15 protein-coding genes, 6 tRNA genes and 3 rRNA genes are annotated in these 23,632 nt (G+C 52.4%); 1 reads left to right on the top strand and 23 read right to left on the bottom strand.

Annotated elements, in window-relative coordinates:
* Positions 1-67 precede the first annotated feature (67 nt).
* The 12 genes from rpoB to ACLI4M_RS10915 form a co-directional block, all read right to left on the bottom strand.
* Positions 68-4,096, bottom strand: a complete 4,029-nt coding sequence (rpoB, locus tag ACLI4M_RS10970) for a DNA-directed RNA polymerase subunit beta (protein WP_048914312.1) — start codon at positions 4,094-4,096, stop codon at positions 68-70.
* Positions 4,097-4,434: 338 nt separating this feature from the next.
* Positions 4,435-4,800, bottom strand: coding sequence for a 50S ribosomal protein L7/L12 (rplL, locus tag ACLI4M_RS10965; RefSeq protein WP_048914311.1), 366 nt, complete (start codon positions 4,798-4,800; stop codon positions 4,435-4,437).
* A gap of 73 nt (positions 4,801-4,873) precedes the next feature.
* Positions 4,874-5,377: a 50S ribosomal protein L10 gene (gene rplJ, locus ACLI4M_RS10960; RefSeq protein ID WP_048914310.1), complete on the bottom strand. Its 504-nt coding sequence runs from the start codon at positions 5,375-5,377 to the stop codon at positions 4,874-4,876.
* A gap of 296 nt (positions 5,378-5,673) precedes the next feature.
* Positions 5,674-6,378 (bottom strand): 50S ribosomal protein L1, encoded by a 705-nt coding sequence (gene rplA / locus ACLI4M_RS10955; protein ID WP_048914309.1) that lies wholly within the window; start codon positions 6,376-6,378, stop codon positions 5,674-5,676.
* 3 nt (positions 6,379-6,381) lie between these two features.
* Positions 6,382-6,810 (bottom strand): 50S ribosomal protein L11, encoded by a 429-nt coding sequence (gene rplK, locus ACLI4M_RS10950; protein ID WP_012439921.1) that lies wholly within the window; start codon positions 6,808-6,810, stop codon positions 6,382-6,384.
* Between the two features lie 158 nt (positions 6,811-6,968).
* Positions 6,969-7,514 carry a transcription termination/antitermination protein NusG gene (gene nusG, locus ACLI4M_RS10945; protein WP_017803043.1) on the bottom strand — a complete coding sequence of 182 codons (546 nt, stop codon included), beginning with the start codon at positions 7,512-7,514 and terminating at the stop codon, positions 6,969-6,971.
* A 1-nt stretch (position 7,515) separates the two neighbouring features.
* On the bottom strand, positions 7,516-7,899 hold the full coding sequence (gene secE / locus ACLI4M_RS10940; RefSeq protein ID WP_048914308.1) for a preprotein translocase subunit SecE: 384 nt from the start codon (positions 7,897-7,899) through the stop codon (positions 7,516-7,518).
* Between the two features lie 269 nt (positions 7,900-8,168).
* The gene (gene tuf, locus ACLI4M_RS10935; RefSeq protein WP_133622231.1) at positions 8,169-9,353 is read right to left on the bottom strand and encodes an elongation factor Tu; all 1,185 of its coding nucleotides are present in this window, start codon (positions 9,351-9,353) and stop codon (positions 8,169-8,171) included.
* Positions 9,354-9,478: 125 nt separating this feature from the next.
* Positions 9,479-9,554 (bottom strand) — tRNA-Thr (locus ACLI4M_RS10930).
* Positions 9,555-9,560: 6 nt separating this feature from the next.
* Positions 9,561-9,635: transfer RNA gene (locus ACLI4M_RS10925), tRNA-Gly, on the bottom strand.
* Positions 9,636-9,847: 212 nt separating this feature from the next.
* Positions 9,848-9,932, bottom strand: a tRNA-Tyr gene (locus ACLI4M_RS10920).
* Between the two features lie 20 nt (positions 9,933-9,952).
* Positions 9,953-10,028 (bottom strand) — tRNA-Thr (locus tag ACLI4M_RS10915).
* A gap of 485 nt (positions 10,029-10,513) precedes the next feature.
* Here ACLI4M_RS10915 and coaA point away from each other — a divergent pair.
* A complete protein-coding gene (gene coaA, locus ACLI4M_RS10910) occupies positions 10,514-11,464 on the top strand; it encodes a type I pantothenate kinase (protein WP_133622232.1) in 951 nt (316 codons plus the stop codon).
* A gap of 23 nt (positions 11,465-11,487) precedes the next feature.
* On the opposite strand, the gene birA is transcribed toward coaA, so the two are convergent.
* The 11 genes from birA to pepQ form a co-directional block, all read right to left on the bottom strand.
* Positions 11,488-12,450: a bifunctional biotin--[acetyl-CoA-carboxylase] ligase/biotin operon repressor BirA gene (gene birA / locus ACLI4M_RS10905; RefSeq protein ID WP_133622233.1), complete on the bottom strand. Its 963-nt coding sequence runs from the start codon at positions 12,448-12,450 to the stop codon at positions 11,488-11,490.
* Complete coding sequence (murB, locus tag ACLI4M_RS10900; RefSeq protein ID WP_133622234.1) at positions 12,447-13,484, bottom strand: UDP-N-acetylmuramate dehydrogenase; 1,038 nt, start codon at positions 13,482-13,484, stop codon at positions 12,447-12,449. Before murB ends, birA begins: the two co-directional genes overlap by 4 nt.
* Positions 13,485-13,749: 265 nt before the next feature.
* Positions 13,750-13,865 (bottom strand): 5S ribosomal RNA (gene rrf / locus ACLI4M_RS10895).
* Positions 13,866-14,073: 208 nt separating this feature from the next.
* Positions 14,074-16,980, bottom strand: a 23S ribosomal RNA gene (locus ACLI4M_RS10890).
* 207 nt (positions 16,981-17,187) lie between these two features.
* Positions 17,188-17,263 (bottom strand) — tRNA-Ala (locus ACLI4M_RS10885).
* Positions 17,264-17,397: 134 nt separating this feature from the next.
* A tRNA-Ile gene (locus ACLI4M_RS10880) sits at positions 17,398-17,474 on the bottom strand.
* Between the two features lie 73 nt (positions 17,475-17,547).
* Positions 17,548-19,088, bottom strand: a 16S ribosomal RNA gene (locus tag ACLI4M_RS10875).
* The 16S, 23S and 5S rRNA genes sit together here with 2 tRNA genes alongside, the layout of an rRNA operon.
* 409 nt (positions 19,089-19,497) lie before the next feature.
* The gene (hemG, locus tag ACLI4M_RS10870) at positions 19,498-20,034 is read right to left on the bottom strand and encodes a menaquinone-dependent protoporphyrinogen IX dehydrogenase (RefSeq protein ID WP_133622235.1); all 537 of its coding nucleotides are present in this window, start codon (positions 20,032-20,034) and stop codon (positions 19,498-19,500) included.
* A gap of 14 nt (positions 20,035-20,048) precedes the next feature.
* The gene (gene trkH / locus ACLI4M_RS10865; RefSeq protein ID WP_048914401.1) at positions 20,049-21,500 is read right to left on the bottom strand and encodes a Trk system potassium transporter TrkH; all 1,452 of its coding nucleotides are present in this window, start codon (positions 21,498-21,500) and stop codon (positions 20,049-20,051) included.
* A gap of 28 nt (positions 21,501-21,528) precedes the next feature.
* Positions 21,529-22,140, bottom strand: a complete 612-nt coding sequence (locus ACLI4M_RS10860) for an IMPACT family protein (RefSeq protein ID WP_133622236.1) — start codon at positions 22,138-22,140, stop codon at positions 21,529-21,531.
* On the bottom strand, positions 22,140-23,471 hold the full coding sequence (gene pepQ, locus ACLI4M_RS10855; protein ID WP_133622237.1) for a Xaa-Pro dipeptidase: 1,332 nt from the start codon (positions 23,469-23,471) through the stop codon (positions 22,140-22,142). Before pepQ ends, ACLI4M_RS10860 begins: the two co-directional genes overlap by 1 nt.
* Between the last annotated feature and the right edge of the window lie 161 nt (positions 23,472-23,632).

The following is a 23,632-nucleotide window of genomic DNA, read 5'->3' as shown; positions in this document are numbered from 1 at the left end:
GGAGTGAGACTTCTCAGGGACGCCTGGAGTGACCCGGGCGCCCTGTAACCAGTACAAATTCGAGTGCTTACTCGTCTTCCAGCTCGATGTTGATACCCAGCGAGCGGATCTCTTTCAACAGTACGTTGAAGGATTCCGGCATGCCCGGTTCCATCTGATGATTGCCGTCAACGATGTTTTTATACATCTTGGTACGGCCGTTGACGTCATCAGACTTCACGGTCAGCATTTCCTGCAGGGTATACGCGGCACCGTATGCTTCCAGTGCCCACACTTCCATCTCACCGAAGCGCTGACCACCGAACTGAGCTTTACCACCCAGCGGCTGCTGAGTAACAAGGCTGTAAGAGCCGGTAGAACGCGCATGCATCTTGTCATCAACCAGGTGGTTGAGTTTCAGCATGTACATGTAGCCAACGGTAACCTGACGTTCGAACTGCTCACCGGTACGACCATCGAACAGGGTAATCTGACCAGAAGAAGGCAGACCGCCGAGCTGTAACAGCTCTTTGATTTCGCTCTCTTTCGCGCCGTCAAACACTGGCGTTGCGATTGGCATACCTTTTTTCAGGTTCTCTGCCAGACGCAGCACTTCGTCGTCGGTGAAGGTGTTCAGGTCAACTTTCTGGCGCAGATCGCTACCCAGATCGTAAGCACGCTGAATGAACTCACGCAGCTTGGACACTTCTTCCTGCTTCTTAAGCATAGCGTTGATCTTCTCGCCAATGCCCTTCGCAGCCATACCCAGGTGGGTTTCAAGAATCTGACCGATGTTCATACGTGATGGTACGCCCAGCGGGTTCAGTACGATATCGACCGGCGTACCGTTCTCATCGTATGGCATATCTTCGATCGGGTTGATCTTGGAGATAACACCTTTGTTCCCGTGACGACCTGCCATCTTGTCACCAGGCTGGATCTGACGTTTAACGGCCAGATACACTTTAACGATTTTCAGCACGCCCGGTGCCAGGTCATCGCCCTGAGTGATTTTGCGGCGCTTCGCTTCAAGTTTCTTCTCAAACTCGTGCTTCAGCTCATCGTACTGCTCAGCCAGCTGTTCCAGCTGGTTCTGTTTCTCTTCGTCGGTCAGGCCAAGTTCCAGCCAGCGGTCGCGTGGCAGCTTGTCCAGCTTGTCCACTTCAATACCGCCAGCAACCAGCAGGTATTTGATGCGGCTGAACAGGCCAGCTTCGAGGATCTGCAACTCTTCAGACAGGTCTTTCTTCGCCTGCTTCAGCTGCATCTCTTCGATTTCCAGCGCACGTTTGTCTTTTTCCACGCCATCGCGGGTGAAGACCTGAACGTCGATAATGGTTCCAGACACGCCGTTTGGTACGCGCAGAGAAGAGTCTTTAACGTCAGACGCTTTCTCACCGAAGATGGCACGCAGCAGTTTCTCTTCTGGCGTCAGCTGGGTTTCACCTTTTGGCGTAACCTTACCGACCAGAATGTCACCACCGGTCACTTCCGCACCGATATAGACGATACCGGATTCATCCAGTTTGGAGAGCGCAGCTTCACCGACGTTAGGAATGTCGGCAGTGATCTCTTCCGGCCCCAGCTTGGTGTCACGAGACACACACGCCAGTTCCTGGATGTGGATTGTCGTGAAGCGATCTTCCTGTACCACGCGCTCGGAGACCAGGATGGAGTCTTCGAAGTTGTAGCCGTTCCACGGCATGAACGCGACGCGCATGTTCTGACCGAGTGCCAGTTCGCCGAGGTCGGTTGAAGGACCATCAGCCAGCACATCACCACGTTCAATTGGCTCACCCAGGTTCACGCAAGGCATCTGGTTGATGCAGGTGTTCTGGTTAGAACGGGTGTATTTGGTCAGGTTGTAAATGTCGATACCGGCTTCGCCCGGGTACATTTCGTCTTCGTTAACTTTGATAACGATACGGGATGCATCCACGTACTGAACGGTACCACCACGTTTCGCTACGGCGGTTACACCGGAGTCAACCGCTACCGCGCGTTCCATACCGGTACCAACCAGCGGCTTATCAGCACGCAGAGTTGGAACCGCCTGACGTTGCATGTTTGCACCCATCAATGCGCGGTTGGCGTCATCGTGTTCCAGGAACGGGATCAGTGACGCACCGACGGAAACCACCTGCTGGGTGGAAACGTCCATGTAGTCAACCTGATCGCGGCTGAACAGACTTGATTCGCCTTTGCTACGGCAAGTCACCAGATCGTCCACGAAGTGACCTTCGTCGTCGAGGTTGGTGTTAGCCTGAGCGATAACGTAGTTACCCTCTTCAATAGCAGAGAGGTAATGAATTTCGTCGGTCACCACACCTTCGCGCACGCGACGATATGGGGTTTCAAGGAAACCGTACTCATTCGTCTGTGCGTACACAGAGAGGGAGTTGATCAGACCGATGTTTGGACCTTCCGGCGTTTCGATTGGACATACGCGACCGTAGTGAGTCGGGTGTACGTCTCGAACTTCGAAGCCTGCACGCTCACGCGTCAGACCGCCCGGGCCGAGTGCAGAGATACGACGCTTGTGCGTGATCTCAGACAGCGGGTTGTTCTGGTCCATAAACTGTGACAGCTGGCTGGAGCCGAAGAACTCTTTCACTGCCGCAGAAATTGGCTTGGCGTTGATCATATCCTGTGGCATCAGGGTATCCAGATCGCCCAGGGACAGACGCTCTTTCACCGCACGCTCTACGCGCACGAGGCCAACACGGAACTGGTTTTCTGCCATTTCGCCGACGGAACGGATACGACGGTTGCCGAGGTGGTCGATATCATCCACTTCGCCAATACCGTTACGGATACCGATGAGCTTCTTCATCACCTGAATGATGTCGTCTTTGCTCAGGATACCGGAACCTTCGATCTCGTCACGCAGCAGAGAACGGTTGAACTTCATACGGCCAACCGCGGACAGATCGTAGCGGTCTTCAGAGAAGAACAGGTTCTCGAACAGGTTTTCTGCCGCTTCACGCGTTGGTGGCTCACCAGGACGCATCATGCGGTAGATCTCAACCAGCGCGCTCAGGCGATCGCTGGTTGGGTCGACGCGTACAGTCTCAGACATGTAGGCGCCGTGATCCAGATCGTTGGTGAACAGAGTTTCAATGCGCTTGTGACCGGACTGGCTCAGTTTAGCCAGCAGATCCAGCGACAGCTCCATGTTCGCCGCGATCAGCAGCTCGCCGGTGCTTTCGTCGATGTAATCTTTAGCGACGACTTTACCCGCGATGTATTCAACCGGAACTTCGATGTGCTGGATGTTATCTTTTTCCAGCTGACGAATATGACGCGCAGTAATGCGACGACCTTTTTCGACGTAAACGGTGCCGTTCGACTCGATGTCGAAGGACGCAGTTTCACCGCGCAGGCGCTCTGGAACCAGCTCCATCTGCAGCTTGTTGTCGCGAATTTCATAAACCACTTTTTCGAAGAACAGATCAAGGATCTGCTCAGTGGTGTAATTCAGCGCGCGCAGAATGATGGTCGCAGGCAGTTTACGGCGACGGTCAATACGGACAAACAGGTTGTCTTTCGGGTCAAACTCGAAGTCGAGCCATGAACCACGGTAAGGGATGATACGTGCGTTATACAGCACTTTACCCGACGAGTGGGTTTTACCCTTATCGCTGTCGAAGAAGACACCAGGACTACGATGCAGCTGAGAAACGATAACGCGTTCTGTACCGTTGATGACAAAGGTACCGTTATCTGTCATGAGTGGAATTTCACCCATGTACACTTCTTGTTCTTTGATGTCTTTAACGGTGCCTTCCGGCGCTTCGCGCTCGTAGATCACCAGGCGCAGTTTTACGCGCAGAGGTGCAGAGTACGTGACGCCACGAATCTGACACTCTTTAACATCAAATACTGGTTCGCCTAAACGGTAGCTGACGTACTGCAGCTCAGAATTACCGCTATAGCTTTGGATCGGGAATACGGAACGGAATGCTGCTTCCAGACCATATTGACCTTCCGGATCTTGCTCGATGAACTTCTGGAACGAGTCAAGCTGGATAGAAAGGAGATAGGGAATGTCCAGAACTTGTGGACGTTTTCCAAAATCCTTACGAATGCGTTTTTTCTCGGTATAGGAGTAAACCATAGGGTTCCTCAGCTCGCTGAAAAGTAGAACCTCTCTGTCCGTCCAGGGGGGACAGTTCATGCAACGCTGTTTTGTATTGTGCAGAAAGCAGATCGCCTTCTGTAATACCTCTTTCTATCACGCTCAAATCATTTCATTGCCGTTCTGGACAGGGAGCCCATGCAGGGTGGCAGTATATTAAGTCGTCGATAGAGAAAGATATTAAGCTAATCAATGACTAAACAGTGTGAAATGTCATTGACGCTGTAGAGCGCAAAAAGGCTGGTGACCAAAAAGTCACCAGCCATCAGCCTGAATCACCCCGAAGGATTAATCAAGCTGCAACCTGAAAGGTTGGCTTACTTAACTTCAACTTCTGCGCCAGCTTCTTCCAGTGCTTTCTTCAGAGCTTCAGCGTCGTCTTTGCTGATGCCTTCTTTCAGGGCAGCAGGTGCAGACTCAACCAGGTCTTTGGCTTCTTTCAGGCCCAGACCAGTTGCGCCACGTACTGCTTTGATCACGGCAACTTTGTTAGCGCCGATAGCTTTCAGTACAACGTCGAACTCAGTTTTTTCTTCTACAGCTTCAGCAGCAGCAGCAGGACCTGCAACAGCAGCAGCAGCTGACACGCCGAATTTCTCTTCCATAGCGGAGATCAGTTCAACGATTTCCATTACAGACAGAGCTGCAACGCCTTCAATGATTTGGTCTTTAGTGATTGACATTTCGTGTTCCTAAATTCAGAAAGTAATTTTTTGTACGTTAGCAAATATACGGATAAGAAGAGCAGTGCAGCTATTAAGCAGCAGTTGCTTCTTTCTGATCGCGTACAGCAGCCAGAGTGCGAACCAGTTTGCCAGCAGAGGCTTCTTTCATGGTTGCCATCAGGCGTGCGATTGCTTCATCGTAAGTTGGCAGAGTTGCCAGGCGGTCGATCTGAGCCGCACTGATCAGCTCGCCTTCAAAGGCCGCAGCTTTAACCTCAAATTTTGCATTCGCTTTCGCGAACTCTTTGAACAGACGAGCAGCAGCGCCCGGGTGTTCCATAGAGTATGCAATCAAGGTAGGACCGGTGAACGTGTCTTTCAGGCACTCAAACTGAGTACCTTCAACGACGCGGCGCAGCAGGGTGTTACGAACAACACGCATGTATACGCCAGCTGCACGTCCTGCTTTACGCAGTTCGGTCATTTTGTCTACGGTAACGCCACGAGAATCCGCAACTACCGCAGACAGCGCGCCTTTGGCTACTTCGCTGACTTCAGCAACAATCGCTTGTTTGTCTTGAAGATTTAAGGCCATTAGCTTGTGCTCCTGGATTTTTGGCCGGGGATGGATTTCCCCGGAACTCACTTCACCTGAACCGCGTTACCACGGACAGGCGCTAAAACACGGTGAGCAGAATCCAGCAAAGACTATAAAAATATTCTTTTGGCTCTGTCACCGTCTACGCAGGAGATTAAGTTTCTTACGAAACACCTGCGGTCTTGGACGGAGGCCAGGATAGGCCTGGCTCCAACCTAAAAATTCGGGTTCTGTATATTTACAGAACAACGGGCGTAAGATTCTAGATGAAAATTTCGCCCGCGTAAAGCTGATTAGTTAGCAGCAGCGTTCAGGCCAGCCTGATCAACTGCAACACCTGCACCCATAGTGGTGGAGATGCTAACTTTCTTGATGAAAACGCCTTTCGCCTGAGAAGGTTTTGCTTTTTTCAGCGCAACCAGCAGGGATTCCAGGTTTTCTTTCAGCTTATCGGTATCGAAGTCAACCTTACCAATGGTGGTATGGATGATACCGTTTTTGTCGTTACGGTAACGAACCTGACCCGCTTTAGCGTTCTTAACCGCTTCAGCAACGTTAGGGGTTACAGTACCCACTTTCGGGTTTGGCATCAGACCGCGTGGGCCCAGAACCTGACCCAGCTGGCCAACAACGCGCATTGCATCTGGAGATGCAATAACAACGTCGAAGTTCATTTCGCCTTTCTTGATCTGGTCAGCCAGATCTTCCATACCTACCAGCTCAGCGCCGGCTGCTTTAGCAGCTTCAGCGTTTGCGCCCTGGGCAAATACGGCAACGCGAACGGAACGGCCAGTACCGTGTGGCAGTACAGTTGCACCGCGAACGTTCTGGTCAGATTTACGAGCATCAATGCCCAGGTTTACCGCTACGTCAACGCTTTCAACGAACTTGGCAGTAGCCAGTTCTTTCAGCAGAGCAACAGCTTCGTTGATGTCATACTGTTTAGTTGCATCAACTTTGTCGCGGATCACGCTCATGCGCTTGGTCAGCTTAGCCATTTCTTAGTCCTCTACTACCAGGCCCATGGAACGAGCAGTACCTTCAATTGAGCGAGTCATCGCTTCAATATCAGCACCAGTCATGTCCGCAGCTTTGGTTTCTGCGATTTCACGTACCTGAGCACGCGATACTTTACCTACTTTGTCTTTGTTCGGCTTGCCAGAACCAGACTTAATACCAGCCGCTTTCTTCAGCAGTACTGCTGCAGGAGGGGTTTTGGTAACGAAGGTGAAAGAACGGTCAGAGTAAACGGTGATCACAACTGGTGTTGGAAGACCTTTCTCCAGGGATTCTGTTTTGGCGTTGAACGCTTTACAGAATTCCATGATGTTAACGCCTTGCTGACCCAGTGCTGGACCAACCGGAGGACTTGGGTTTGCCATACCAGCTGCAACCTGCAGCTTCACGTAGGCTTGTACTTTCTTCGCCATGATAATTCCTCTATTGGGTAATAACGCTCCTGGTGGAGCTCCCCGTGATTAAATTTTTCACACGCTTTTAGCAGCGCATAAAAACAAAAGGCGCGAAATTATAGTGCAATTTCGCGCCTCTCGCAACCACCTGATGCAGGCGATCGGTTACTTTTTTATCAGCCTTTCTCGACCTGGCCGAAGTCCAGCTCAACCGGTGTTGCACGGCCAAAGATGGAAACAGACACTTTCAGGCGGCTTTTCTCGTAGTCAACTTCTTCGACCACGCCGTTGAAGTCTGCAAATGGACCATCGCTCACGCGCACCATTTCACCAGGCTCAAACATGGTTTTCGGACGTGGCTTATCACCAACCTGCTGCAGGCGGTTCATAATCGCGTCAACTTCTTTGTCGCTAATCGGTGCCGGACGGTCAGAAGTACCACCGATGAAGCCCATGACACGCGGCACGCTGCGCACCAGGTGCCAGCTTGCATCGTTCATTACCATCTGTACCAGCACGTAGCCTGGGAAGAACTTACGCTCGCTCTTGCGACGCTGGCCACCACGGATCTCAACCACTTCTTCGGTCGGAACCATGACATCGCCAAACAGCTCTTCCATGTTATGTAACTTGATATGCTCGCGCAGCGACTGTGCTACACGGCCTTCAAAACCGGAAAACGCCTGAACGACGTACCAGCGCTTCTTTGGAGCTTCAGACATCTCAGAACCTCAGGCCAGTGATAAACGATACCAGACGAACCAGAATTCCATCCAGTCCCCACAAAATCAGTGACATCACGGCAGTGACCGCGGCAACGATTAACGTGGTGTGCAACGTTTCCTGACGAGTAGGCCAGATGACCTTACGAACTTCAGTGCGCGCTTCACGGGCGAAAGCCAACGTTGCTTTACCTTTGGTGGTCAGCAGGGCAATGCCAGCTGCTGCAGCCATCAGAACAACGACAGCCAGGGCACGCAGAGGTAATGTTACTTCACGATAGTAGTAGTTGCCGGCGATAGCCACGGCCAGAAGGACGGCTACACCTAACCACTTCATCGTTTCCAGGCCGCGCCCGCTTCCTTGAGCTTCGGTATTAGCACTCATAAACCAACCTGCCACAATAAATCAGAAACACTTTTGCCCCGAAAGACGAGGCAACCGAACCGAATAATGCTGTTAGGCTTAACTCGGCATATCCTTTAATCCCAAGCCGTAGCTTGAAAACTATTGGCTTAACGCCGTGCTACAGAGCCTGCCTCAGCAATGATTATGGTCGAAAAAATCACTGATGAGTCAGGTTCTATGTTACAGCGTGCAAAAAGGGCATCAAATGATGCCCTTTCCATGTGCATTGCGTCAAATATTATCAGCGATTAAGCGATAACTTTAGCAACAACACCCGCACCAACGGTACGGCCGCCTTCGCGAATTGCGAAACGCAGACCGTCGTCCATTGCGATTGGTTTGATCAGTTCAACAACCAGTTTGATGTTGTCGCCTGGCATGACCATCTCAACGCCTTCTGGCAGTTCGATGGTACCGGTCACGTCAGTTGTACGGAAGTAGAACTGTGGACGGTAACCTTTGAAGAATGGGCTATGACGGCCGCCTTCTTCTTTAGACAGAATATAAACTTCTGACTCGAACTTGGTGTGTGGCTTGATTGAGCCTGGCTTAGCCAGAACCTGGCCGCGCTCAACGTCTTCACGCTTAATACCGCGCAGCAGGATACCACAGTTCTCACCTGCACGACCTTCGTCCAGCAGCTTACGGAACATTTCAACGCCGGTACAGGTAGATTTCACGGTGTCTTTCAGACCCACGATCTCAACTTCTTCACCCACTTTAACGATACCGCGCTCTACACGACCGGTCACAACAGTACCACGGCCGGAGATGGAGAATACGTCTTCGATAGGCAGCAGGAATGGCTTATCAATCGCACGCTCTGGCTCTGGGATGTAGCTATCCAGGTAACCAGCCAGTTCGATGATTTTCTCTTCCCACTGAGCTTCGCCCTGCAGGGCTTTCAGTGCAGAACCGCGCACGATTGGCAGGTCATCACCAGGGAAATCGTAAGCAGACAGCAGCTCACGCACTTCCATTTCTACCAGCTCCAGCAGCTCTTCGTCATCAACCATGTCACATTTGTTCATGAACACGATGATGAAAGGAACGCCTACCTGACGACCCAGCAGGATGTGCTCACGAGTCTGTGGCATTGGGCCATCAGTCGCAGCAACAACCAGGATCGCGCCGTCCATCTGAGCAGCACCGGTGATCATGTTTTTCACATAGTCGGCGTGGCCTGGGCAGTCAACGTGCGCGTAGTGGCGAGTTGGGGTGTCATATTCAACGTGAGAAGTGTTGATGGTGATACCACGTGCTTTTTCTTCTGGCGCGTTATCGATCTGGTCGAACGCACGAGCAGAACCGCCGTAGGTTTTAGCCAGAACGGTGGTGATAGCAGCAGTCAGGGTAGTTTTACCGTGGTCAACGTGGCCGATAGTACCAACGTTGACGTGCGGTTTGGAACGTTCAAATTTTTCTTTAGACATCGCTTGTCCCTCTAAGACACGGATTAATCGGTGATATCACCACATCAACCAGGCATCGCCTGAATTGTTGAATTTTTTTGAATTTAATGTACAGAGAAAAGAAGCAGGGAGGGAGATTTTGAAAGTGGTGCTGATACCCAGAGTCGAACTGGGGACCTCACCCTTACCAAGGGTGCGCTCTACCAACTGAGCCATATCAGCACGGCTTGGAGCGGGCAGCGGGAATCGAACCCGCATCATCAGCTTGGAAGGCTGAGGTAATAGCCATTATACGATGCCCGCATCCTGGAACTCGGCTACCTGTTCTGTCTGTAGCTTGAACAACTAAGAAGATGCCCTCTTCGTTGCTCCAGTCAACCCGCATTAGCTTGCTGACTTTGACTGTGCTTGAGCTCAGTCGGAAATCTTGATGAACAACCTTTTGGAGGAAGCCATCTTCCCAGTCGAGTGATGATTCTCTCTTCTGGTCTCAACCCCTGAAAGCTGGGTCGAAATGGTGGTGGGGGAAGGATTCGAACCTTCGAAGTCGATGACGGCAGATTTACAGTCTGCTCCCTTTGGCCGCTCGGGAACCCCACCTGGGGTATTTCGTTACTTGATGGTGCCGGCTACCGGAATCGAACTGGTGACCTACTGATTACAAGTCAGTTGCTCTACCAACTGAGCTAAGCCGGCATCAAGTGGTGCGCATTCTAGGAAGACCGGGCGCAGTATGCAACAAAAAAATTGCGATAAATGTTCTTACGCTTACTATTTGTGCAATTCTACTCAAAATGGCGCTGTTGCACAGTCATTTCGTTTAAAGAAACATCAGTTCTGACGTTTATCACCTCACCACAGAGTGTTCTCTGCGATAAAACTTTTCGCAGGAAATTGCGCCGGCAGCATGTGATTTGCCAACCGTTGGTTTATTTTTGTTCTGTGCGGCACTGTGCGCATTGCCCCTGCAATTGCCAGCTAAAATTATCATTAATGCGGGTACGGTTACGTTTGCATCCGCTGAGCATCTTTTTTCCTTCTTATTCATCCCCGTCTGGTGATACCCTCCGCCCATTGTTTGATGAAATTTCCCTTAGTACGCCAGCCTGGCAGTGGTGCCATTCACTGTGATTAACAGGCGAACCTATCGAAGGGCATTAATTGCTGGCAGAAGCACGCATATGAGCAAAAAAGATTCCTTGTTAACTACGCCTTACCTCCAGTTCAATCGCTCCCAGTGGGCTGCGCTGCGTGATTCGGTGCCAATGACCCTTTCTGAAGACGAGATTGCCCGTCTGAAAGGCATTAACGAAGATCTCTCCATGGAAGAAGTGGCGGAGATTTATCTGCCTTTGTCTCGTCTGTTGAATTTCTATATCAGTTCAAATTCGCGTCGTCAGACGGTGCTGGAGCAGTTCCTCGGCACCAAAGGACAGAAGATCCCTTATATCATCAGCATTGCAGGCAGCGTCGCGGTCGGGAAAAGCACGACAGCACGCGTGCTGCAGGCTTTACTCAGCCGCTGGCCGGAGCATCGTCGGGTCGAATTGATCACCACTGATGGTTTTCTCCATCCGAATGCGGTGCTGAAAGAGCGCGGCCTGATGAAGAAAAAGGGTTTTCCCCTCTCTTATGACATGCACCGCCTGGTGAACTTTGTTTCCGACCTGAAATCCGGGGCTGCACAGGTCACTGCGCCGGTCTATTCGCATCTGATTTATGATGTGATTACGGATGGGGATAAAGTCGTTAAGCAGCCGGATATTTTGATTCTGGAAGGTTTGAATGTATTGCAGAGTGGGATGGATTATCCCCACGATCCGCATCACGTATTTGTTTCAGACTTCGTTGATTTCTCGATCTATGTCGATGCGCCGGAAGATTTATTAGAGCACTGGTATATCAATCGTTTTCTGAAATTCCGTCAGGGCGCGTTTACCGATCCCGACTCTTATTTCCACCACTATGCACAGCTGCCTGAAGACGAGGCGGTAGGTGTCGCAAGCCAGCTGTGGAAAGAGATCAACTACCTGAATCTGAAGGAAAACATCCTGCCTACGCGCGAGCGTGCCAGCCTGATAATGACCAAGAGCATCGGTCATGCGGTTGACCTTGTCAGATTACGCAAATAAAAAAAGGGCCTGAGGCCCTTTTTTTAACTCTGCGGTCGCAGCGATATTTCCCCGCCAACCCAGGACTTTCTGACGCCATCCTGTTCCAGAATCAAGCCACCCTGCTGGTCAATACCTCTGGCAATGCCGAATATTTCCCGATCGCCAATCAACAGTTTTACCGGCCGGTTAATAAAGTTATCGAGCCGCGCCCAGCGCTCGATAAACGGTGCCAGCCCCTCCTGCTCAAACTCGACCAGTGCGGTGCGCATTTTATTGACGATCAGCGCAGAGAGCGCGTTACGATCAACGTTTACTCCGGCTTCCTGCAGGTTTATCCAGCCCTGATTGATGACGTCTGCAGCGGGTGCGCGCATGGCCAGGTTAATTCCGGCGCCAATCACGATCTGCGCAGCATCACCCGTTTTTCCCGTCAATTCAACGAGGATACCGGCCAGTTTACGATCGTCCAGATAGATATCATTCGGCCATTTCACGCGAATATCGGGCGCGCCCTGCTCCTGTAACGCCTCCGCCAGCACAATCCCAATGACCAGGCTCAGCCCCATGGCAGCCGCCGGACCCTGTTCAAGACGCCAGTACATAGACAGATAGAGGTTAGAGCCAAAGGGTGAAAACCACTGACGACCTCGGCGACCACGTCCAGCCTGCTGATATTCGGCTACGCAGGCGTCGCCAGATTGCAGCGTATCCATGCGATCGAGCAGATACTGGTTAGTGGAATCAATCACTGGGATGACCGCCAGGCGCCCGTTATCCAGCTGGGCATTAATGGCCTGTTCATTCAATAACTGCATGGCCGAGGGCAGGCTATAGCCTTTGCCGGTCACGGTGAAGACATCAATGCCCCACTCTTTCAGGGTTTGAATATGCTTATTGATTGCCGCGCGGCTCATGCCCAGCTGCTCGCCCAGCTGCTCACCAGAATGGAACTCGCCGTCTGCCAGAATACCAACCAGCGTTAACGGTACGGTGTTGTCTTTCATGCAATAACCTCTAAGGCATCTGTTTCGCCTTGTGCTGCGATAAAGCGCACTTCAGGCTCCAGCCAGACGTTGAATTTCTCTGCCACGCGCTGACGTATGGTCCGGGCAAGGTTGACGATGTCCTGCCCCGTCGCTTCGTTGGCGTTAATCAGCACCAGCGCCTGCTGGGCATGCACCGCCGCTCCCCCCATATGGAAACCCTTTAAGTCACACTGATCGATCAGCCAACCGGCGGCCAACTTCACATCGCCACTGACCTGAGGATAGTGCGGAATATGCGGATACTCTGCTTGCAACTTAGCGGCAACTTCAGCGCTCACCAGTGGGTTTTTGAAGAAACTCCCGGCATTTCCCGTCACTTTTGGATCAGGTAGTTTACTGCGGCGCATCTGGCAGACGGCGTTAAACACTTCGCGCGGCGTGACCGTTAGCGGGTCGAGAGTACGCAGATCGCCATAGCTCAGCACCGGCTGCCAGATTTTTGCCAGGCGCAGGCCGACAGCGATAATGGCATACCCGTCGCGGTACTGATGTTTAAATATGCTGTCACGGTAGCCAAACTGGCACTCGGCGGCAGTTAAACGCTGCTGTACACCGTCGGCAAGGCTAACGATATCCACATATTCACAGACCCGATCCAGCTCGACGCCATAAGCACCGATATTTTGAATCGGCGCTGAACCGGCACAGCCCGGAATGAGTGCCAGATTTTCCAGACCAGAGAGTCCCTGCTCCAGAGACGTTTCAACCAGCTGATGCCAGTTCTCACCCGCGCCCACGTGCAGAGACCATGCATCAGCCGTTTCAGATACGCGGATGCCTTTGATGCGGTTAATGATGACCTGCCCAGAGAAATCATCCAGAAACAGTACGTTGCTTCCTTCTCCCAGCAGTAATACCGGTTCATTTTGATTGGTGCTCTGCTGCCAAAACTGGCAAAGAGCCTCGGCACTTTCTGCCACGCTGATCTTGTTGGCACAGGCGTCGAGGCTGAATGTATTCCATGTTTTTAATGAGTGCTGCTGGCAGGACATAATAAAACCTTTAAATATTAAACTGCGGGTAGTGTACCCGATTCATCAGGGGGGAGTTGAGGATTTTATCGCCGCAAACAGGGGTGAATTCATCGAGTTTTGTGCAGTTATCGCTCGCAATCTGGGGGAATATTAAACAGCTAATATGGCTATCCAATAAAATATGCAGTTCAAGTGGAGGCGCAGTGAATACTATTGCGTATTTTGGCAGGCGAAAAACGCAAAAAACCCCGGCCTTTCGGTCGGGGTTATTGCTTTATTTGATGCCTGGCAGTTCCCTACTCTCGCATGGGGAGGCCCCACACTACCATCGGCGCTACGGCGTTTCACTTCTGAGTTCGGCATGGGGTCAGGTGGGACCACCGCGCTAAAGCCGCCAGGCAAATTCTTTGTGCTCTGTCCTGTGTCTTTTGTGCTGATGCTGCGTTGGCCGCGCTCGCAAAGTCAGTCACATACTTCAGTATGCTCCCTCCTTTCCTTCGCTTGCCGCCTTGCCTCAGCGCAAAATACTTCGGACTTAATTCCGGTAAACAGGCTGAAAATCTCTTTGCGTCTCTCATAACGCGCACCAGAACGCTTCTGGCGTTGTAAGGTTAAGCCTCACGGGTCATTAGTACCGGTTAGCTCAACGCATCGCTGCGCTTACACACCCGGCCTATCAACGTCGTAGTCTTCAACGTCCCTTCAGGACTCTCAAGGAGTCAGGGAGAATTCATCTCGAGGCAAGTTTCGCGCTTAGATGCTTTCAGCGCTTATCTTTTCCGCACTTAGCTACCGGGCAATGCCATTGGCATGACAACCCGAACACCAGTGGTGCGTTCACTCCGGTCCTCTCGTACTAGGAGCAACCCCTCTCAATTCTCCAGCGCCCACGGCAGATAGGGACCGAACTGTCTCACGACGTTCTAAACCCAGCTCGCGTACCACTTTAAACGGCGAACAGCCGTACCCTTGGGACCTACTTCAGCCCCAGGATGTGATGAGCCGACATCGAGGTGCCAAACACCGCCGTCGATATGAACTCTTGGGCGGTATCAGCCTGTTATCCCCGGAGTACCTTTTATCCGTTGAGCGATGGCCCTTCCATTCAGAACCACCGGATCACTATGACCTGCTTTCGCACCTGCTCGAGCCGTCACTCTCGCAGTCAAGCTAGCTTATGCCATTGCACTAACCTCACGATGTCCGACCGTGATTAGCTAACCTTCGTGCTCCTCCGTTACTCTTTAGGAGGAGACCGCCCCAGTCAAACTACCCACCAGACACTGTCCCCACGCCGGATCACGGCGCCAGGTTAGAACATCAAACGTTAAAGGGTGGTATTTCAAGGTTGGCTCCACGCAGACTGGCGTCCACGCTTCAAAGCCTCCCACCTATCCTACACATCAAGGCTCAATGTTCAGTGTCAAGCTGTAGTAAAGGTTCACGGGGTCTTTCCGTCTTGCCGCGGGTACACTGCATCTTCACAGCGAGTTCAATTTCACTGAGTCTCGGGTGGAGACAGCCTGGCCATCATTACGCCATTCGTGCAGGTCGGAACTTACCCGACAAGGAATTTCGCTACCTTAGGACCGTTATAGTTACGGCCGCCGTTTACCGGGGCTTCGATCAAGAGCTTCTCCTTGCGGATAACCCCATCAATTAACCTTCCGGCACCGGGCAGGCGTCACACCGTATACGTCCACTTTCGTGTTTGCACAGTGCTGTGTTTTTAATAAACAGTTGCAGCCAGCTGGTATCTTCGACTGCCTTCAGCTCCGTCAGCAAGTGACTTCACCTAGCGACAGCGTGCCTTCTCCCGAAGTTACGGCACCATTTTGCCTAGTTCCTTCACCCGAGTTCTCTCAAGCGCCTTGGTATTCTCTACCTGACCACCTGTGTCGGTTTGGGGTACGATTCGATGTTACCTGATGCTTAGAGGCTTTTCCTGGAAGCAGGGCATTTGTTACTTCAGCACCGTAGTGCCTCGTCATCACACCTCAGCGTTAGTAAGAGTCCGGATTTACCTAAACTCTCCGCCTACATGCTTAAACCGGGACAACCGTCGCCCGGCTAACATAGCCTTCTCCGTCCCCCCTTCGCAGTAACACCGAGTACGGGAATATTAACCCGTTTCCCATCGACTACGCCTTTCGGCCTCGCCTTAGGGGTCGACTCACCCTGCCCCGATTAACGTTGGACAGGAACCCTTGGTCTTCCGGCGAGCGGGCTTTTCACCCGCTTTATCGTTACTTATGTCAGCATTCGCACTTCTGATACCTCCAGCATGCCTCACAGCACACCTTCAACGGCTTACAGAACGCTCCCCTACCCAACAATACTTGCGTATCGCTGCCGCAGCTTCGGTGCATGGTTTAGCCCCGTTACATCTTCCGCGCAGGCCGACTCGACCAGTGAGCTATTACGCTTTCTTTAAATGATGGCTGCTTCTAAGCCAACATCCTGGCTGTCTGTGCCTTCCCACATCGTTTCCCACTTAACCATGACTTTGGGACCTTAGCTGGCGGTCTGGGTTGTTTCCCTCTTCACGACGGACGTTAGCACCCGCCGTGTGTCTCCCGTGATAACATTCTTCGGTATTCGCAGTTTGCATCGGGTTGGTAAGCCGGGATGGCCCCCTAGCCGAAACAGTGCTCTACCCCCGAAGATGAGTTCACGAGGCGCTACCTAAATAGCTTTCGGGGAGAACCAGCTATCTCCCGGTTTGATTGGCCTTTCACCCCCAGCCACAAGTCATCCGCTAATTTTTCAACATTAGTCGGTTCGGTCCTCCAGTTAGTGTTACCCAACCTTCAACCTGCCCATGGCTAGATCACCGGGTTTCGGGTCTATACCCTGCAACTTAACGCCCAGTTAAGACTCGGTTTCCCTGCGGCTCCCCTATACGGTTAACCTTGCTACAGAATATAAGTCGCTGACCCATTATACAAAAGGTACGCAGTCACACCACGAAGGTGCTCCCACTGCTTGTACGTACACGGTTTCAGGTTCTGTTTCACTCCCCTCGCCGGGGTTCTTTTCGCCTTTCCCTCACGGTACTGGTTCACTATCGGTCAGTCAGGAGTATTTAGCCTTGGAGGATGGTCCCCCCATATTCAGACAGGATGTCACGTGTCCCGCCCTACTCATCGAACTCACAGCGAGTGCATTTTTGTGTACGGGAGTATCACCCTGTACCCTGCGACTTTCCAGACGCTTCCACTAATGCACAAGCTGATTCAGGTTCTGGGCTGTTCCCCGTTCGCTCGCCGCTACTGGGGGAATCTCGGTTGATTTCTTTTCCTCGGGGTACTTAGATGTTTCAGTTCCCCCGGTTCGCCTCATGCCACTATGTATTCATGACATGATAGTGTGACGTATCACACTGGGTTTCCCCATTCGGGTATCGTCGGTTGTTGCGGTTCATATCACCTTACCGACGCTTATCGCAGATTAGCACGCCCTTCATCGCCTCTGACTGCCTAGGCATCCACCGTGTACGCTTAGTCGCTTAACCTCACAACCCACAAGCGTCCCGAAGGACAGCATGCTGTCGTGAGCATTTGAGAGACTCGAACGCATCGTTAACTTCATTCTTATTACGGAGAATGAATACGACGCGTCGTTTCAATTTTCAGCTTGTTCCGGATTGTTAAAGAGCATAATACTTCGCAGCATGCTGTTATCCAGCACACTCTGAAGTATTTTATTTAGAAAAACAGTATGGTGGAGCTAAGCGGGATCGAACCGCTGACCTCCTGCGTGCAAGGCAGGCGCTCTCCCAGCTGAGCTATAGCCCCATACAGTCTTACAGAAACCTTTTACTACCATTACATTCCAAATAAGAAATGTAATTTGTGCTCAGGCAAGGCATGCAGGAGGGAAGTTTACTTTGGTAAACGACCGAGTGCATAACGCCGCATGAGTGCAAATTTGGTAGGCCTGAGTGGACTTGAACCACCGACCTCACCCTTATCAGGGGTGCGCTCTAACCACCTGAGCTACAAGCCTGTAGAGGTTTTTCTGCTCGTTACTTTTTCATCAGACAATCTGTGTGAGCACTACGCGGGAAGGTATCTTCAGGTAAGGAGGTGATCCAACCGCAGGTTCCCCTACGGTTACCTTGTTACGACTTCACCCCAGTCATGAATCACAAAGTGGTAAGCGCCCTCCCGAAGGTTAAGCTACCTACTTCTTTTGCAACCCACTCCCATGGTGTGACGGGCGGTGTGTACAAGGCCCGGGAACGTATTCACCGTAGCATTCTGATCTACGATTACTAGCGATTCCGACTTCACGGAGTCGAGTTGCAGACTCCGATCCGGACTACGACGCACTTTATGAGGTCCGCTTGCTCTCGCGAGGTCGCTTCTCTTTGTATGCGCCATTGTAGCACGTGTGTAGCCCTGGCCGTAAGGGCCATGATGACTTGACGTCATCCCCACCTTCCTCCGGTTTATCACCGGCAGTCTCCTTTGAGTTCCCGACATTACTCGCTGGCAACAAAGGATAAGGGTTGCGCTCGTTGCGGGACTTAACCCAACATTTCACAACACGAGCTGACGACAGCCATGCAGCACCTGTCTCACGGTTCCCGAAGGCACTAAGGCATCTCTGCCAAATTCCGTGGATGTCAAGGCCAGGTAAGGTTCTTCGCGTTGCATCGAATTAAACCACATGCTCCACCGCTTGTGCGGGCCCCCGTCAATTCATTTGAGTTTTAACCTTGCGGCCGTACTCCCCAGGCGGTCGACTTAACGCGTTAGCTCCGGAAGCCACGCCTCAAGGGCACAACCTCCAAGTCGACATCGTTTACGGCGTGGACTACCAGGGTATCTAATCCTGTTTGCTCCCCACGCTTTCGCACCTGAGCGTCAGTCTTTGTCCAGGGGGCCGCCTTCGCCACCGGTATTCCTCCAGATCTCTACGCATTTCACCGCTACACCTGGAATTCTACCCCCCTCTACAAGACTCTAGCCTGCCAGTTTCGAATGCAGTTCCCAGGTTGAGCCCGGGGATTTCACATCCGACTTGACAGACCGCCTGCGTGCGCTTTACGCCCAGTAATTCCGATTAACGCTTGCACCCTCCGTATTACCGCGGCTGCTGGCACGGAGTTAGCCGGTGCTTCTTCTGCGGGTAACGTCAATCGAAAAGGTTATTAACCTCTTCGCCTTCCTCCCCACTGAAAGTACTTTACAACCCGAAGGCCTTCTTCATACACGCGGCATGGCTGCATCAGGCTTGCGCCCATTGTGCAATATTCCCCACTGCTGCCTCCCGTAGGAGTCTGGACCGTGTCTCAGTTCCAGTGTGGCTGGTCATCCTCTCAGACCAGCTAGGGATCGTCGCCTAGGTGAGCCGTTACCCCACCTACTAGCTAATCCCATCTGGGCACATCCGATGGTGTGAGGCCCGAAGGTCCCCCACTTTGGTCCGAAGACGTTATGCGGTATTAGCTACCGTTTCCAGTAGTTATCCCCCTCCATCGGGCAGTTTCCCAGACATTACTCACCCGTCCGCCACTCGTCACCCAAGAGCAAGCTCTCTGTGCTACCGTTCGACTTGCATGTGTTAGGCCTGCCGCCAGCGTTCAATCTGAGCCATGATCAAACTCTTCAATTAAAAGTTCGATTTGCTGAAACAAGTTCAGCGGTGCTCATCTGTAAAACGTCATAATGAATTTCATTATGTGTTCACTCGTGAGGCTTGATATTTTTTACGCCCGGAGACGCTGATATCAATCCTGCGAGTGCCCACACAGATTGTCTGATAAATTGTTAAAGAGCGTTGCGAGCAGTGCCGAGGCTTCCTGTCGCGAGGTGGCGTATATTACGCTTTCCTCCTTCGGAGTCAACTTCTTTTTGAGAAGTTTTTCCGGCGGTTCAGATACTTCCTGAACCTCCTGAGCCGCTGGCCTGTAAGCCGTTGTGCCGTCTCAGTGGTTGCGCATTATAGGGAGATCCTGACGCGTGACAAGCGTTTATTGCAAATAAATGACTGAGCGCGTCATTTTTCAGCGAAGCGTGGTTTTTTACGACAATTTGCTCGGTAAAGCAGCGAATTCATGGGCAAATCGTGTCACCTGTTGCCAGTCGGTATACTCCACTTCCTTACTCGCATCGGTTTCGCCGTTTGTCATACGCATAATCAGCTGGATCATGATGCGATCAAAGAAGCCATAGCGTGGATAGCGCAGCGCACCTGCGAAAACTGCGCAGCAATCTGGCTCCCATGGCGACTGTAGTAAAAACTTACGGGTATATGCATTGGTCTGCGGAGTACGCTTTTCTGGTTTACGCGCAGTGAGATTTACTGAGAAGAAGCCACTTGAACGCTGCTGCAGCTCTTTAAGGTGTGTTTTCACAAACTTCGCTACCACCGGCTGGAAGTGTCCATAGCGGATAGACGCGCCGATCAGCACGCGGTCATACTGCGCCCATTCAATCTCATCAACCAGCTGGATATTGAACACGTCACACTCGCGCTCTCCCTTTATCTGGTTAGCTATATAGAAGGCAATTTCACGGGTCTGGCCATCGCGGCTGGAAAACAGGATTAACGCTTTCATGATTACACTCTCAATTATTCGCGCCAGAAGGTCGGCGTAAACAGGACTAACAAGGTAAAGACTTCAAGACGCCCGAACAGCATCGTTAAAATCAGGATCCACTTCGCGGTGTCGTTCATGGAAGTAAAGTTGTCCGCGACCACGCCCAGACCGGGGCCAAGGTTATTGAGCGTCGCAGCGACCGCAGCAAACGCCGAGAAGTCGTCAACGCCGGTGGCAATGATCGCCAGCATGCTGAGAATAAACACCAGCGCGTAGGCGGAGAAGAACCCCCACACCGCTTCCAGAATACGTTCCGGCAGCGCACGGTTGCCGAGCTTGATGGTGTATACCGCATTCGGGTGCACCAGCCTTTTCAGCTCACGCGAGCCCTGCTTGAACAGCAGCAGAATGCGGATCACCTTCAGGCCGCCGCCGGTTGAGCCGGCACAGCCCCCAATAAACGCTGAGCACAGCAATAGCACCGGCAAGAATAGTGGCCAGCGAGCAATACTGTCAGTGGTAAAGCCGGCGGTGGTGGCCATAGAGACCACCTGGAAGAATGCCTGATTCAGCGTTTGTAGCCCGGTCTGGTAAACATTATGGAAGTAGAGCACCACGGTACAGATAGCCACCAGCGTGATCTGCACGCCAATAAACATGCGAAACTCCGGGTCGCGCCAGTATGCTCGCAGGCTACGTCCACTTAATAATGAGAAGTGCAGACCATAGTTACAGCCGGAGATCAGCAGGAAGATAGCGATGATGGTGTTAATCGTCGGACTATTAAAAAAGCCGATGCTGGCATCATGGGTGGAAAAGCCGCCAATCGCGATAGTGGCAAAACTATGACCGATGGCATCAAACAACGGCATCCCCGCCAGCCATAACGCCAGCGCGCAGGCCACGGTCAGCAGTACATAGATTAGCCACAGCGTTTTAGCGGTTTCCGCAATGCGTGGCCGCATTTTGTTGTCTTTCAGCGGGCCTGGCATTTCCGCACGATAAAGCTGCATGCCACCGACGCCGAGGATCGGCAGAATGGCAACGGCCAGTACGATGATCCCCATCCCCCCCAGCCACTGCAGCATCTGGCGATAGAAGAGAATCGCTTTCGGCAAGGAATCCAGCCCCACCAGCGTCGTCGCACCCGTGGTTGTCAGACCGGAGAAAGATTCAAAGAAGGCGTCGGTTAACGAGAGATTCGGCTGCTCGGCGAAGATAAAGGGCATTGCCCCTACGCTGCCCAGCACGGTCCAGAACAGCACTACGATAAGGAAGCCTTCGCGTGGCTTAAGCTCGCTTTTCTGCTTACGGTTCGGCCACCACAGCAGTGTTCCGATCATCAACGCCATAAAGAACGTCTGCGTGAATGCACGCCCCGCCCCGTCGCGGTAGATCAGTGCCACCAGTCCGGGCACGATCATCGTCCCTGAGAATAAGATGACCAGCAAACCCACTATGCGGGTTATGGCACGAAAATGCATTCTGCCGTTCCTTTCCTGACGTTAAGAGTTATTTGAGCGGGGCTAGCTGCAGTGCGCCCCGGCTAAAGTCGGATAAATTCTGCCTGAAACCTGCAACCTGCGCATGAGGCAGCGCCAGCGTCAGGGTGATATTGTGTAAAAACTCACTGTGTAACAGCTGCCCGTCAAACCGGCCCACCATGCGTTCAATATCGCTCAGTTGCGCATAATCACAGATAAGTTGAAAACTGAGCATCGGCACTTTAATCGTACGTGGTAGCAAGCGTAATGCCTGCTGTACGCCACCGCCGTAGGCTTTTACCAACCCCCCGGTGCCCAGCATAATGCCGCCATAGTAGCGCACCACAACGGCCGTGACTTCGCCGATATTATTACCCATCAGCTGCGCCAGCATCGGTTTGCCTGCGGTACCCGAAGGCTCACCGTCATCAGAAAAACCCAACTGCTGCGAGTCATCCGGTGCCCCGGCGACAAAGGCCCAGCAGTGATGCCGGGCCGTTGGGTGCTGCTGTTTAACCTGCTGAACAAAAGCCCGGGCCGCTTCCACGCCGTCAGTATGTGCTAACAGCGTAATAAAGCGGCTTTTCTTGATCTCTTCGCTGTAGCTGAACAGCTCCGCCGGGATGTCGTAAGCGTCCATCAGGCCAGGTTCAGGTCGCGCGTCATGTTTTCCACGCTGTGTGCATGGATCACCACGTTATCCTCAATGCGGATACCGCCGTAAGGCTTCAGCGCATCGATTTTCGCCCAGTCAAAATGTTTACTGAACTTCCCGGCGCGCCATGGTGCAAGCAGTGACTCAATAAAGTAAATGCCCGGCTCGATAGTCAGCACCATGCCCGGCTCCACCATACGCGTGCAACGCAGATAGGGATACTGCTGCGGCGCAGCCAGATGCGTGCCGCGATCGTCCTGCATAAAGCCGGCGACATCATGCACCTGCAGGCCAAGTGGATGACCAATACCGTGCGGCATAAATGGCCCGGTAAGATCGTCCTTCACCATCGCTTCCGCACTGATGCCGTTGACCAACTGATGCTTAATCAGCAGGCTGGCGATACGAAAATGCATCTGCTCATGATACTCGCTGTAGCGTACGCCAGCTTTCATGGTGCCGATCAGCGCCAGCTCTTCGGCATTCATCTCTTTCACCAGCTGGGCATATTCGCTACCGCTATTCGCCGCGTAGCTGCGCGTCAGATCGGCGGCATAACCGTTATACTCGGCTCCGGCGTCAATCAGGAAGCTGCGCAGCTGCTCAGGCACATGCTGATCGAGTTTAGTGTAGTGCAGCACCGCCGCATGCTCGTTCAGCGCAATGATATTGCCATACGGCACGTCGGTATCGCGGTGGCCGGTCGCACTGAGGTAAGCGACATTAATATCAAACTCACTCATCCCCGATTTGAAGGCTTCTTTTGCCGCACGATGGCCGGTAACCGCAATTTTCTGCGCCTGGCGCATGCAGTACAGCTCATAACCGGTTTTATAGGCGCGATGATAGTGCAGGAAGTCGATCACCCCTTTAGGGTTAATCGAATCGCTGTTGAAGCCCAACTGGCGCGCGCGCTCGGCGACCGGGCCAATATAGGCCACGTTCTGGCGCTGCGCTGGCAGCTGCTGGCCGATATCATCGGCATTCTTTAGGCCGATAACCTCCACCGCACCCGTCCAGAAGCTGTTTGGCAGGGGTTCGACGTTATGCCAGTAGTCGACAGGAGAGTAAAACCACAGCTTGGGTTTGTTCACCCCATCAATCCACAGCCAGCAGTTCGGCACCTGAGTAACCGGCACCCAGGCTTTAAACTGCGGATTGACCTTGAATGGATAGGTGTGATCGTCGAGAAATACCGTCAGTAATTCCCCGGAATGAATCAGCATTGCATCAAGATGGTGACGCGCCAGAACCTGCTGCGCGCGCTGTTGCAGTGTTTTCACATGCTCCTGATAGAGCGTAACTAGCGACTCCATACCCCTGTCTCCGTTGTGGCGATAGTGCCCGCATCTTATCACAGCCCGCTGGGGTATGCCGTTTTGGCGCAGCTGTGATCTTGTTTGCAAATCGACAACGTATCGTTTGCAAATAATTAACATCGCTCCCACACTCACGATCATCTGGTATGACCAGATCC

It is taken from the genome of Erwinia sp. LJJL01, from assembly GCF_047300805.2.
In the GTDB taxonomy this organism is placed as follows: domain Bacteria; phylum Pseudomonadota; class Gammaproteobacteria; order Enterobacterales; family Enterobacteriaceae; genus Erwinia; species Erwinia aphidicola.
The sequence above is the reverse complement of the archived record's forward strand: the minus strand, read 5'-3'. Positions and strand labels throughout refer to the sequence as shown.

Coding starts and splice junctions, on each gene's coding strand:
- coaA (WP_133622232.1), top strand. CDS start 10,514: ATGAGCAAAAAAGATTCCTTGTTAACTACGCCTTACCTCCAGTTCAAT.
- pepQ (WP_133622237.1), bottom strand. CDS start 23,471: ATGGAGTCGCTAGTTACGCTCTATCAGGAGCATGTGAAAACACTGCAA.
- rpoB (WP_048914312.1), bottom strand. CDS start 4,096: ATGGTTTACTCCTATACCGAGAAAAAACGCATTCGTAAGGATTTTGGA.
- secE (WP_048914308.1), bottom strand. CDS start 7,899: ATGAGTGCTAATACCGAAGCTCAAGGAAGCGGGCGCGGCCTGGAAACG.
- rplL (WP_048914311.1), bottom strand. CDS start 4,800: ATGTCAATCACTAAAGACCAAATCATTGAAGGCGTTGCAGCTCTGTCT.
- hemG (WP_133622235.1), bottom strand. CDS start 20,034: ATGAAAGCGTTAATCCTGTTTTCCAGCCGCGATGGCCAGACCCGTGAA.
- rplK (WP_012439921.1), bottom strand. CDS start 6,810: ATGGCGAAGAAAGTACAAGCCTACGTGAAGCTGCAGGTTGCAGCTGGT.
- rplJ (WP_048914310.1), bottom strand. CDS start 5,377: ATGGCCTTAAATCTTCAAGACAAACAAGCGATTGTTGCTGAAGTCAGC.
- tuf (WP_133622231.1), bottom strand. CDS start 9,353: ATGTCTAAAGAAAAATTTGAACGTTCCAAACCGCACGTCAACGTTGGT.
- trkH (WP_048914401.1), bottom strand. CDS start 21,500: ATGCATTTTCGTGCCATAACCCGCATAGTGGGTTTGCTGGTCATCTTA.
- birA (WP_133622233.1), bottom strand. CDS start 12,450: ATGAAAGACAACACCGTACCGTTAACGCTGGTTGGTATTCTGGCAGAC.
- murB (WP_133622234.1), bottom strand. CDS start 13,484: ATGTCCTGCCAGCAGCACTCATTAAAAACATGGAATACATTCAGCCTC.
- ACLI4M_RS10860 (WP_133622236.1), bottom strand. CDS start 22,140: ATGGACGCTTACGACATCCCGGCGGAGCTGTTCAGCTACAGCGAAGAG.
- rplA (WP_048914309.1), bottom strand. CDS start 6,378: ATGGCTAAGCTGACCAAGCGCATGAGCGTGATCCGCGACAAAGTTGAT.
- nusG (WP_017803043.1), bottom strand. CDS start 7,514: ATGTCTGAAGCTCCAAAGAAGCGCTGGTACGTCGTTCAGGCGTTTTCC.